At 50.1% G+C, this 11,677-nt stretch carries 11 protein-coding genes; all 11 read right to left on the bottom strand.

Annotated features, from left to right (window positions below; all coding sequences use genetic code 11):
- Positions 1–23: 23 nt before the first annotated feature.
- The 11 genes from Q5911_RS06880 to rlmD all read right to left on the bottom strand — a co-directional run bounded on the left by Q5911_RS06880 (position 24) and on the right by rlmD (position 11,644).
- Positions 24–1,013 carry a rod shape-determining protein gene (locus Q5911_RS06880; protein ID WP_303181946.1) on the bottom strand — a complete coding sequence of 330 codons (990 nt, stop codon included), beginning with the start codon at positions 1,011–1,013 and terminating at the stop codon, positions 24–26.
- A gap of 189 nt (positions 1,014–1,202) precedes the next feature.
- Positions 1,203–4,043, bottom strand: a complete 2,841-nt coding sequence (gene uvrA / locus Q5911_RS06875; protein ID WP_303181944.1) for an excinuclease ABC subunit UvrA — start codon at positions 4,041–4,043, stop codon at positions 1,203–1,205.
- Positions 4,044–4,096: 53 nt separating this feature from the next.
- On the bottom strand, positions 4,097–6,088 hold the full coding sequence (gene uvrB / locus Q5911_RS06870) for an excinuclease ABC subunit UvrB (protein ID WP_303181942.1): 1,992 nt from the start codon (positions 6,086–6,088) through the stop codon (positions 4,097–4,099).
- Between the two features lie 28 nt (positions 6,089–6,116).
- Positions 6,117–6,635, bottom strand: a complete 519-nt coding sequence (locus tag Q5911_RS06865; protein ID WP_303181940.1) for an ATP-binding protein — start codon at positions 6,633–6,635, stop codon at positions 6,117–6,119.
- 139 nt (positions 6,636–6,774) lie between these two features.
- Positions 6,775–7,332, bottom strand: coding sequence for an AlbA family DNA-binding domain-containing protein (locus Q5911_RS06860; RefSeq protein ID WP_303181938.1), 558 nt, complete (start codon positions 7,330–7,332; stop codon positions 6,775–6,777).
- A gap of 37 nt (positions 7,333–7,369) precedes the next feature.
- On the bottom strand, positions 7,370–7,681 hold the full coding sequence (locus Q5911_RS06855) for a hypothetical protein (RefSeq protein ID WP_076776866.1): 312 nt from the start codon (positions 7,679–7,681) through the stop codon (positions 7,370–7,372).
- Between the two features lie 4 nt (positions 7,682–7,685).
- Positions 7,686–8,648 carry an InlB B-repeat-containing protein gene (locus tag Q5911_RS06850; protein WP_303181935.1) on the bottom strand — a complete coding sequence of 321 codons (963 nt, stop codon included), beginning with the start codon at positions 8,646–8,648 and terminating at the stop codon, positions 7,686–7,688.
- Positions 8,649–8,751: 103 nt separating this feature from the next.
- The gene (locus tag Q5911_RS06845; RefSeq protein ID WP_303181933.1) at positions 8,752–8,925 is read right to left on the bottom strand and encodes a hypothetical protein; all 174 of its coding nucleotides are present in this window, start codon (positions 8,923–8,925) and stop codon (positions 8,752–8,754) included.
- 200 nt (positions 8,926–9,125) lie between these two features.
- Positions 9,126–9,479, bottom strand: a complete 354-nt coding sequence (locus tag Q5911_RS06840; protein ID WP_076776863.1) for an ArsR/SmtB family transcription factor — start codon at positions 9,477–9,479, stop codon at positions 9,126–9,128.
- Positions 9,479–10,132: a nitroreductase family protein gene (locus tag Q5911_RS06835; protein WP_076776862.1), complete on the bottom strand. Its 654-nt coding sequence runs from the start codon at positions 10,130–10,132 to the stop codon at positions 9,479–9,481. Before Q5911_RS06835 ends, Q5911_RS06840 begins: the two co-directional genes overlap by 1 nt.
- 120 nt (positions 10,133–10,252) lie before the next feature.
- Positions 10,253–11,644, bottom strand: coding sequence for a 23S rRNA (uracil(1939)-C(5))-methyltransferase RlmD (gene rlmD / locus Q5911_RS06830; RefSeq protein WP_303181929.1), 1,392 nt, complete (start codon positions 11,642–11,644; stop codon positions 10,253–10,255).
- Positions 11,645–11,677 lie beyond the last annotated feature (33 nt).

Below are 11,677 nucleotides of genomic sequence, written 5' to 3'. Positions count from 1 at the left end.
ATCATTCCGGCGGCAGACTGTCTCTAAATCTCTTTCCGATTGCTCATAAATTCTACAAACTGTCCCGTTCCAATGGCAACCACTTTCATGGGATCTTCGGCTGTCATTGTATTGATACCTGTCCGCTCCTCGATCAGCTCCTCCAGCCCGCGCAGCATAGCGCCGCCGCCGGTAAGCACGATCCCACGGTCCAGGATATCCGCAGAGAGCTCCGGCGGTGTTCTCTCAAGCACGCTGATCACGGCTTCCACGATCTGGCTGGTTGTCTCCCGGAGAGCCTCCTCCGTCTCAGAGGATGTGACCGTAACTGTCTTGGGAAGACCGGTCACAAGATTACGGCCGCGCACTTCCATGGACTCCTCCTCCACAAGAGGATAGGTCGTCCCGATCTTGATCTTGATATCTTCCGCCGTCCGCTCTCCGATGAGCAGATTATGCTTTTTCCTCATATAGCGGACGATGGCCTCGTCAAAGTCATCTCCCGCAATCTTGATGGATGTATTGACAACTGTACCTCCAAGGGAGATCACCGCAATATCTGATGTACCGCCGCCAATGTCCACGATCATGTTTCCGCAGGGTTTGGAGATATCGATGCCCGCTCCGATGGCTGCCGCCACCGGTTCCTCGATGAGCAGCACCTCCCGCGCGCCGGCCGCATAAGTAGCCTCCTCCACGGCCTTCCTCTCGACTTCCGTCACGCCGCTTGGAACGCAGATGCTGATCCTGGGCTTTTTAAACGTGCGGCGCCCCATCGCTTTCTGCACAAAATATTTGATCATCTTTTCTGTCACTGTATAGTCAGAAATAACCCCCTGGCGCAGAGGACGCACTGCCACAATATTGCCCGGGGTCCTTCCCAGCATGAGTCTTGCCTCCTCACCGATGGCCTTGATAGCATTAGTATCCCTGTCAAAAGCCACCACAGAAGGTTCTTTTAATATAACGCCCTTTCCCTTAATGTACACAAGGACGCTTGCTGTACCCAAATCAATTCCGATATCTACTGACATGCGCAATGTCTCCTTTCACACGAGCTGTTTATGTCATTTATATTATTTGTCATCTTTCGTCAGATTCACCGTGTTTTCGCGGATTACACATGCTCCTGCATGCACATAACATTATAATAAACTTTCCTGAAAATGGAAAGTATTTTTTCTTAAAACTTTCTTATGTCTTTCTTTCCCTTTTCCGGCCGGCTATCGCTTCAGCATCATGTCAATATACTTTCCTGTATAAGATGCAGGATTCGCCGCGATCTCCTCCGGAGTCCCGCAGGCCACCACGGTACCGCCCCGATCTCCTCCCTCAGGTCCGATATCGATGATATAGTCTGCCGTCTTGATCACGTCCAGGTTATGTTCAATGACAAGGACTGTATTTCCATCCGACGCAAGTCGGCGCAGGATCTCTGTCAGCTTGTGCACGTCGGCAAAATGAAGTCCGGTGGTCGGCTCATCCAGAATGTAGATGGTCTTTCCCGTACTTCTCTTGCTCAGCTCCGTGGCCAGCTTGATCCGCTGGGCCTCTCCTCCGGAGAGAGTGGTGGAGGGCTGTCCCAGACGAATGTAGGAAAGCCCCACATCGTAGAGGGTCTCCATTTTTCTTCGGATGCTGGGCACCGGCTCAAAGAACTCCAGGGCCTCCTCCACCGTCATATTCAGCACGTCGTAGATGCTCTTTCCCTTGTAGAGCACTTCCAGCGTCTCCCTGTTGTACCGCTTTCCGCCGCAGACCTCGCAGGGCACATATACATCTGGAAGGAAATGCATCTCTATCTTTAAAATACCGTCCCCGCTGCAGGCCTCGCACCGTCCGCCTTTCACGTTGAAGCTGAACCTTCCCTTCTTATATCCACGCGCCTTTGCATCCGGCGTGGCTGCAAAGAGATCCCTTATCAGGTCAAACACTCCCGTATAGGTGGCCGGATTGGACCTGGGTGTCCGCCCGATGGGTGACTGGTCAATATCGATCACCTTGTCCAGCTGCTCCATCCCAAGGATGTCCTTATGCTTCCCGGGGATCGTCCTGGCACGGTTCAGCTCTCTGGCCAGCCGCTTGTACACGATCTCATTGACAAGGGAACTTTTGCCGGAGCCGGACACTCCTGTCACGCAGGTCATAACGCCAAGCGGAATATCCACATCTATATTCTTCAGGTTATTCTCCTGGGCGCCCAATACTTTGATCCACCCTGTCGGTTTCTTTCTCTCTGTGGGAACAGGGATTTTCGTTCTACCACTTAAATATGCGCCGGTAATAGAATTTTTATTCTTCATGATCTCCTGGGCCGTACCCTGGGCTACCACCTGGCCGCCGTGCTCCCCTGCACCGGGACCGATGTCCACGATATAGTCCGCCTCCATCATGGTGTCCTCATCATGTTCCACCACGATCACGGAATTTCCCAGATCCCGCAAGTGCTTCAATGTGGCCAGCAGCTTGTCGTTGTCCCTCTGGTGAAGCCCGATGCTGGGCTCGTCCAGGATATAGGCCACACCCACCAAACCGGAACCGATCTGGGTGGCCAGGCGGATCCGCTGGGCCTCCCCGCCGGATAGAGAGCCCGTGGCCCTCGCCAGAGTCAGATAATCCAGTCCCACGTCCATGAGAAACTGGATCCTTGCACGGATTTCCTTCAAAATCTGTCCGCCGATCAGCATCTGCTGCTTTGTAAGCTCCAGGTTTTGCAGGAATTCCTGCAGCTTTTCCACAGAGAGGGCTGTAATCTCCGCAATATTCCTTCCTCCCACTGTCACTGCCAGCGATGACTTCTTCAGTCTCTGGCCGCCGCACTCGTGACAGGGAGTGATGCGCATAAATGTCTCATACTCTGCCTTGGTCACCTCGGACCCTGTCTCTCTGTACCGGCGCTCCACGCTTTTGACCAGTCCCTCAAAAGCCACATCATAAATCCCTTCCCCTCTCTGTCCCCTGTAGTGCACTTTCACTTCTTTTCCATTGGTTCCGTAGATGAGGATATCATGTATTTTCTTGGGATAATCTTTAAAGGGCGTACTCAATGAGAATTTGTACTCTTTGGCCAGGGCTTCCAGAATGGCCCGTGTATAGCTTCCTTTGTCCGTGCAGGACTGCCACCCCAGCACCGCAATAGCCCCCTGGTCAATGCTCAGCGACTTATCCGGGATCATCAGATCCTCGTCAAATTCCATCTTGTAGCCCAGGCCATAGCACTCCGGGCAGGCGCCGAAGGGGTTGTTAAAGGAAAAGCTGCGGGGCTCGATCTCGTCAATGCTGATCCCGCAGTCCGGGCAGGAAAAGCTCTGGCTGAAATTCATAGGTTCCCCGCCGATCACGTCCACCACGAGAAGTCCTTCTGCCAGGTGCAGCACGCTCTCCACAGAGTCTGTGAGGCGCTTCTCGATCCCCGGTTTGACCACCAGCCTGTCCACAATAATTTCTATATTGTGCTTGATATTCTTATCCAGGACAATGTCTTCCGATAGTTCGTACATATTACCGTCCACCCGAACGCGCACATAGCCGCTTTTCTTGGCCCTCTCAAAGAGTTTTGCATGAGTTCCCTTGCGGCCTCGCACCACCGGCGCCAGGAGCTGGATCTTTGTCCGCTCCGGCAATTCCATGATCTGGTCCACCATCTGGTCCACTGTCTGTTTCCGGATCTCCCTGCCGCACTTGGGACAGTGGGGAATGCCCACTCTGGCATAGAGAAGGCGGAAATAGTCATAGATTTCTGTCACTGTCCCTACCGTAGATCTGGGATTCCTGTTTGTGGACTTCTGGTCAATGGAAATAGCCGGGGGAAGTCCTTCTATACTCTCCACATTCGGCTTTTCCATCTGCCCCAGGAATTGTCTCGCATAGGAAGACAACGATTCCATGTACCTTCTCTGCCCCTCTGCGTAGATGGTGTCAAAGGCCAGAGAAGATTTACCCGACCCGGAAAGTCCTGTCAGCACCACCAGCTCATCTCTGGGGATATCCAGATTTATATTTTTCAGATTGTGCTCATTGGCACCTCTGATCTTAATATACTTTGTGCCGCTTTTTGCTGCCATATTGTTTCTCCTTATCTTATGCTCTGCTCACAGGCGATATTTTATACATACTTTTATTCATCGTCCATATCCTGAAGCTGCTTTTTCAGCTCAGTCATCTTGTCACGCAGCTCTGCTGCCGCCTCGAAATTCAGATCCGCGGCTGCCCTGCGCATCTGCTTTTCCAGCTCTTTGATCAGCTTCTCCAGTTCTTTCCTGCTCATGGACTCCGGATCTTTCTCCATGCGCATCTCCTCTGCCGCTACCTTCTTTGAGATGCTGATCAGATCCCGAACTGATTTCTGGATGGTAGTAGGCGTAATGCCGTGTTCTTCGTTGTAAGCCATCTGGATCTGGCGCCTTCTCTGGGTCTCATCCATAGCCTGGCGCATAGAGTCTGTGATCGTGTCTGCATACATGATCACATGGCCCTGCGCATTTCTGGCAGCCCGCCCGATGGTCTGAATGAGAGATGTCTCGGATCGAAGGAAGCCTTCTTTATCCGCATCCAGGATCGCAACCAGTGTGATCTCCGGTATGTCCAGTCCCTCTCTCAGAAGATTGATGCCCACAAGCACGTCAAAGACATCCAGACGCATATCCCGAACAATCTCTGTTCTCTCCAGCGTGTCAATATCTGAATGGAGATACCGCACCCGTATCCCCAGCTCTTTCATATAGTCCGTCAGATCCTCCGCCATCCGTTTAGTCAGCGTGGTGATCAGGATCTTGTTCTTTTTCTCAATTTCTTTCTTAACCTCAGCCACCAGGTCATCAATCTGGCCTTCCACAGGGCGCACTTCCACCTCAGGATCCAGCAGCCCGGTAGGACGGATCACCTGTTCCGCCCGCAGAAGCTCATGGTCTGCCTCGTACTCTCCCGGTGTGGCAGACACGAACATGATCTGGTCGATCCGCTCCTCAAACTCATTAAAACTTAAAGGCCTGTTGTCCAGCGCTGAAGGAAGACGGAACCCGTACTCCACAAGGGTCCGCTTCCTGGACTGATCGCCGTGATACATGGCCCCGATCTGGGGAATGGTCTTGTGGGACTCGTCGATGATGATCAGGAAATCATCTTTAAAGAAATCCATCAGTGTGTAGGGCGGCTGTCCCGGTGCCAGCCCGGACAAATGCCTGGAATAGTTCTCGATACCGGAGCAAAATCCTGTCTCCTTGAGCATCTCCACATCAAAATTGGTCCTCTCCGCGATCCTCTGAGCCTCCAGCAGCTTGTCCTCGCTCTTAAAATACTGAACCCGTTCTTCCAGCTCTTTTTCAATGGCATCCGCAGCCCGCCGGATCTGCTCCGCCGGCACTACATAGTGGGACGCCGGAAAGATGGCCACATGCTCCAGCTCCCCTTTGATTTCTCCTGTGAGCACGTCGATCTGAGTGATGCGGTCAATCTCATCTCCAAAGAATTCCACCCTCACAGCTGTATCCGCCTCGTTGGCCGGAATGATCTCCAGCACGTCGCCCCGCACCCGGAACGTACCTCTCTTGAAGTCCATCTCATTCCTCTCGTATTGGATATCAATGAGCTGCCGCAGCACCTCATCCCGATCCTTCTCCATTCCCGGCCGCAGGGAAACCATCATCTTCTCAAAATTCTGAGGCTCGCCCAGACCGTAGATACAGGACACGCTGGCCACCACGATCACGTCTTTTCTCTCCACCAGGGAAGCGGTGGCCGACAGCCGCAGCTTATCGATCTCCTCGTTGATGGAGGAGTCCTTGGCGATGTAGGTGTCCGATGAGGGGACGTAGGCCTCCGGCTGGTAGTAGTCGTAGTAGGAGACGAAATACTCTACGGCATTGTTCGGAAAGAATTCCTTGAACTCGCCATAGAGCTGTGCCGCCAGGGTCTTATTGTGCGCGATGATTAGTGTAGGTTTATTCAGTTGCTGGATGACATTCGCCATCGTAAAGGTTTTTCCTGAACCAGTGACACCCAGAAGGGTCTGGCACTGGTTGCCTTCCTTGAAACCTTTGACAAGATCGGCGATCGCCTGGGGCTGGTCGCCGGTGGGTTTGTATTCTGATACCAATTCAAAATGATCCATGATAAAAATAACCTCTATTTATAAATGATTAATCCACTCTATTTACAATCCAATAGCCATTTCTATTAGAACCTTTCCGTACTAGAGTACCTTCATTCTTCAATTCCTTAATGTCCGTTTGCATCTGCTTTCTGGTTAATTCTAATTCTTCTGTAAGCTCTGTTTGGGTCATTGTTGGATTCTCTGACAAAAGTTTTAGTATTGCCCGTTTTCTTCCAGCACCTTTTTCAGCTCCTTTTCGGCTCCTTTTCAGCTCTTTTTGGGGTACATCCTGGAATCCCTCGTGGATATAGAATCTGGAAATGAAATAACTTCTCGCCTCATCTGTCTCAAATTCAGGTTTAGGCGAACCATTCGCTTCTAACGCATCCAATATTTTCTTAAATCCGGTATTTCTTCCCTCTGTCAAATGAAGCTCTTTCAGGAAATCACCAATTCTCCGATTTCTGTACCGCCGGTTGGATACATGGTATGACTTCAGTCCTTCCAATGTTACAGATCGGTCAGGTCCGGGAAAACTCACAATTTCTATTTTATCATTTTCCACTCTCACTTCTATTGGTTCACGCTCATCATAAGCTCGATGATATACCGCAATGCCTCCCTAAGTTGCTGATGAATGGGGCCTTTAAATGTCTGTTCTATAATATTATCTCCTCCTAGCCCTTCAGGAAATTGAACAACATCTATCTGCGTGTAAGGGAAAACCTTATCCGGCTCCATACTAAAAACATCAGCCCTACATTTTTAGGTTTCGCATATTCCGGAAGATTACAGATTATGTTCATATCATTACACACTTCAACAAAGTCCCCTGTCTTTGACTTTTCGTACAAAGAACTTTTTACTTCTTTTAAATAGTTTTGGATAAGTGTAATGTTCAAATCAGAAATATCTGCCTGATGATTTACACGATCATCGAAAGGTATCCTGTTAGCAAGATTAAATAAGTCTTTTTCTTCATCATCTGACGGCTCCACTGTATTCGACATTTTTCGGATATAATGAATACGCTCTTTGTTATCTTTCGCCATTGTCTTAGGTGAGGAATATGGTCTACTGTCTCCTCCCGGACACCACAGAACTATAAACTTTTTATTTTCATAATCCACCACTTCCGCTATTGGCATATATGCCGGTCTTATCAATTTACATTTTGCCAAAATACTTTTCTGGTAAAAATCTATTTTGTCTGCCGGAACTCCTTTAAGGGGATAAACAGGACGTCCATTGTTTTCTTCCAATAATCTCGCTGTTTCTTTATCGCAAAAATGACTCAATTTATTTAAAACACTTTCTTTTCTCTCCTGTTATCACTGTATTCCACACTGCCTGCTCCATCTCTGGCTTAATGATATCATTTTCTGATGCTATAATACGACAAACTTCTATTTTATACAATTTATCTTCTTCTATTTTTCCCACTTTGGCTAATATACCTATATAATAGTGGACATTTTTTCTCTCTCCCGCTATTATAGCAGAATGCGAAAACAAAGTACAGAACAAACATTCGAGTTTCAATAACTTATACTTATTCTTCCCTTTCACAGAAAAAAGGATGGCCGAATCCATCCTTTTTCTGATTCTCATCAGTTTACTCCTCCATATACCACGCCGGGCAGGCAGCAATCTCCCCTTCCGATGTATACAGAATTCCGTTTGCACTGTAGTAATTGGGATTTCCGGCCTCTGCTTCAATGTACATCAGATTCGGCAGACTGTCAAAAGCTCCCGGGGCAATATACCGAATATTGGCAGGAATATAGATCTCTACCACCTGGTCAGCCACATCCGCAAGGGCTCCCGCCTCGATTCCCGTACAGGCAGAATTGCTGGGCAAAACCAAAGTCCCATCCACTATGGCCAGATCTGGCGCGCAGGAAAGAATATGTCCTGCATCATCAGACACAAATCCTTCCAACTCTCTCCAGCCTGCGTACAGTTCCAGAACGTCTGTCCCCTCTTCCACTCCTTCAAAAGGCCTGGTACACGCCGCATCCAGATACCAGCCATCAAACACCTTTCCAGGCCTCTGGGGAATACTCCAGTTCTCAGCTGAGAAGGCATTCGCCTGCTCTGTGACAGTCACCGCAGCCGGACTGCCTCCATTTCCATACAGGTGAATGGTCAGCATAGCCGGCAGGGCTCCGGCCTCTTCCTGCTCTTCCGCCAGATCCACCCCACCAGGGATCACAGATGCGATGGCACTGCTTTCTGCCGGGGCAATCACCGGTATAGCCGTGGACACTATGTCTGCCGTCCCCTCCCGTGTTCCCATGTCCGCGGCAGGAGCCGGGGTGGGCGCGGGGACAGCAGGAAAAATGCCTTTGGAAACTTCCGGCAAAGCCACTCCCAGCTCTCCTCCTGCTTCAGTCCGGCTCTGAGCAAAACCGCCAGACACGCTGTATCCAAATGCATCTGCACCGGAGTCCTCCAGACTTCCTGCTGCTGCACACAGCCAGACTCCAAACAAAAGAATTACCACTACTTTGCACAGCTTTTCCGCTGCCCCCTCTACATTCCACATGTATCCGTATAATCTGATCATCTCATCCATATCTTCTGCACCTCATTCTCTTTTTTCTAATAAAATTATAAAGGGCAAAGAAAAAAAGAGAAAGTGGCGTACTGACACATTCGGCCACATGATCTGTTTTTATCTATACTTTCCCGGACTCTTCTCTCATGGAAAACTCCATCTTAAAGGCCGTCTCCTCCCCGTACTCCGGTCTCAGCACGTCTCCTTCTCCCGTCCATGTATAGCCGGTATGCTCTACAGTACATTCGATCTTCACCCCGGCAGCCACAAAGTGCCTCCACATCTTTTTCTGCATTCTATTTAGTCCTCCAGACTTTCCTGTAAAATAAAAAAGGCAGAAACATTTCTGTTCCTACCTATTCATAGTAAAAAACTGCCTATAACTCTATATACTTAGTACAAAATGTAGCCAACATCTTACCTCATGCATGTATGCCCGTCAATAGTTTTCTGAATTCTTCATTCAATCGCCGCTGCAAACTCAGCATTTTGTCGCTACATTTCACTCCTGTCCGGAAGCTCTGAAGCAATGTCCACTGCCATCTGAAGTGCTCTGATGAGCCGCTTCATGGATGCAAGATCCGAGTCAAAATAGTAGTAATTTTTTGTTCCTTCCTTGCGCACGCTCAGGATGCCGGCGGCCTTCAGGATCTGGAGATGATGGGACACCGCCGGTCTTGACAGATGTGTCTTTTCCGTAATGTCCCCCACACGCACGCCGCTGCAGTTTCCCATCTGCATCATCTCGATCATCAGATGCAGGCGGTTCTCATCGCCAACAGCCATGAGAATATCCTTGCAGGCCACGAATTCTTCCGCCAGCTTTTTTATCTCGCTTTCACCTTTCATTAACCTACCCTCTTTCCGGTCGCTGCTTCAAAGTGGTATCTGACGATCCCAAGATCCATCTTTGCATAGAAACCAAAACCAGACACTTTTACAGATACATTGTCCCCGTTAAGCTCAAAAACAAATTTCTGCTGGTTCATGGCCGTCGGAGCAAGCATGACAGCGTCCATTCCTTTTTTGAACCAGTCGGGCATAGTTCCGCCTGTCTTTGTCACATCTGCAATCGGTTTACTTTTATGCGGGACGCCCTGATTTTTCCCATATCCCAGGGCGATCAGACACGCCTGCTTCTCTCCGGCTGTGATTTTGGCAGCACTTTTGCCGTGGGTCATCGCCACCCAGCAGGTATTTAACCCCAGCGACTGGGCAAGAAGGACCAGTCTTTCTCCATAGTAACCACATGTTTCATCCAGGGCCGCTCCCTTAGGTCCGACAAGAGCAATGTAGTTCTGCACCCCTGTAAACTTGCCGTAATGCGCCATCATGGAATCAAAGCACTTCGGCTCGTCAAAAAGGATCTGTATATGAAGGCCGCTTTCTTTATTGATCGCGTCGATTTCTTTCTGCAGAGCTTCTCTCTTCTCCGGTTCGATCTTCTTCTCCTCATACTGGCGTACGCTGTGACGCTCTTCCATCATTTTAATCATATCCATCTTAAATCTTCCCTTCGTTTAATCGTTTAAACCGATTGTATCATATTGCGGGCCAAAAAGGGCATTCGTAAAGAAAATCGAGATGGATATCCGGGATGGAAACGCACTGCTTTCCGGCACCTATTTATCTTTTTTCGACAGCAGAGCCACCGCCTCTACATGTACAGTTCCCGGGAAGAGATCGATGCACCCGGCCCGCTCCACCTGGTACCCTCTGGCCTGCAGTGTCTCCAGGTCTCTGGCCAGGCTGGTGGGCTTGCAGGCAATATAGACCATCTTCTCCACGCCAAAGCCAATGATCTTCTCCAGGGCTTTCGGGTGTACACCGTCCCGGGGCGGATCCAGGACAATGAGATCCGGCACTTCCCCCAGCTCGTCAATGACTTTCAGCACATCCCCAGCCCAGAAAGTACAGTTTTCAAGACCGTTCAGGCGGGCATTTTCCCGGGCCGCCTCCACAGCTTCCTCTACGATCTCCACGCCTGTAACCTTTCTGGCCACAGGCGCCAGGATCTGGGCAATGGTTCCGGTGCCGCTGTAGAGATCAAAGATGACCTTGTCTTTTGTATCTCCGATATAGCTTCTGGCAGCCTCATACAGCACTTCCGCCCCCAGGGAATTGGTCTGGAAGAAGGAAAACGGGGTGATCTTAAACCGAAGGCCCAGAAGTTCCTCGTAAAAATAGTCCTGACCATAGAGAACCTTGGTTCCCTCATCTTTCACCACATCAGCCAGGCTGTCATTGGAGGTGTGGAGTATGCCTGCAATGTGCCCTTTGATCTGCCCCTTCTTTTCAAGATCCAGCAGCCTGTCCGCCCAGGGGACAAGATCCAGGCTGTTCTGTGTGGTTGTCACAAGGTCGATGAGGATCTCGCCGGTCTTTGCCGCCTTGCGCACCAGGAGATGGCGGAAAAAGCCCTCATGGCGCATGCGGTGATAATAGGAAAGGCCTGCCTCCCGGGCAAAGACAAGGGTAGCCGACAGGACTGTGCGGAAATCCTCGTCCACGATCTGGCACTCGCTGACATTCACAATATCATGAAAGCTCCCTCTTTTATGCATGCCGAGGGACATAGGTCCATCCTTGTATTCATCCCCGAATGTAAACTCCATCTTGTTCCGGTAGGCCTCTGTCAGGGGGCTGGCCTTGATCCTGTCCCACTGGTACTCCCTGCCGCCGCCTTTCTTGATGGCTTCATCCAGCAGCCCCCTGACCTGGGACTCCTTCAGCTTCAGCTGCTCCTCATAGGGAAGCGTCTGGTAGGTACAGCCGCCGCACTGCCCAAAATGCGGACAGGCGGATGGAATCTCAAGGGGAGACGGCTTCAGCACTTCCAGCACTCTTCCTTCCGCCCTGCCTTTTCGGATTTTATTAACAGAAATCCTGACCTCCTGCCCCGGAATGGCGTTTTTGACTGTCACAGTGCGGTCCGCACCTTCCACCTTTACACGCCCTTTATTGGGGTAATCTATCTTTTCAACAGTTCCTTCCAGTATCTGTCCTTTTTTCATCTGCTCAAAACTCCTCTTATTCTTCTTCGCTTC

The sequence above is a fragment of the Lachnoclostridium phocaeense genome (assembly GCF_959599685.1).
Classification (GTDB): domain Bacteria; phylum Bacillota; class Clostridia; order Lachnospirales; family Lachnospiraceae; genus Claveliimonas; species Claveliimonas monacensis.
This window is presented reverse-complemented; position numbering and strand designations above follow the sequence as displayed.

What these genes read in the sequence shown, in the direction of transcription:
- Q5911_RS06880 (WP_303181946.1), bottom strand. Translation starts at nt 1,013, where the DNA reads ATGTCAGTAGATATCGGAATTGATTTGGGTACAGCAAGCGTCCTTGTG.
- uvrA (WP_303181944.1), bottom strand. Translation starts at nt 4,043, where the DNA reads ATGGCAGCAAAAAGCGGCACAAAGTATATTAAGATCAGAGGTGCCAAT.
- uvrB (WP_303181942.1), bottom strand. Translation starts at nt 6,088, where the DNA reads ATGGATCATTTTGAATTGGTATCAGAATACAAACCCACCGGCGACCAG.
- Q5911_RS06855 (WP_076776866.1), bottom strand. Translation starts at nt 7,681, where the DNA reads ATGAGAATCAGAAAAAGGATGGATTCGGCCATCCTTTTTTCTGTGAAA.
- Q5911_RS06850 (WP_303181935.1), bottom strand. Translation starts at nt 8,648, where the DNA reads ATGGATGAGATGATCAGATTATACGGATACATGTGGAATGTAGAGGGG.
- Q5911_RS06845 (WP_303181933.1), bottom strand. Translation starts at nt 8,925, where the DNA reads ATGCAGAAAAAGATGTGGAGGCACTTTGTGGCTGCCGGGGTGAAGATC.
- Q5911_RS06840 (WP_076776863.1), bottom strand. Translation starts at nt 9,479, where the DNA reads ATGAAAGGTGAAAGCGAGATAAAAAAGCTGGCGGAAGAATTCGTGGCC.
- Q5911_RS06835 (WP_076776862.1), bottom strand. Translation starts at nt 10,132, where the DNA reads ATGGATATGATTAAAATGATGGAAGAGCGTCACAGCGTACGCCAGTAT.
- rlmD (WP_303181929.1), bottom strand. Translation starts at nt 11,644, where the DNA reads ATGAAAAAAGGACAGATACTGGAAGGAACTGTTGAAAAGATAGATTAC.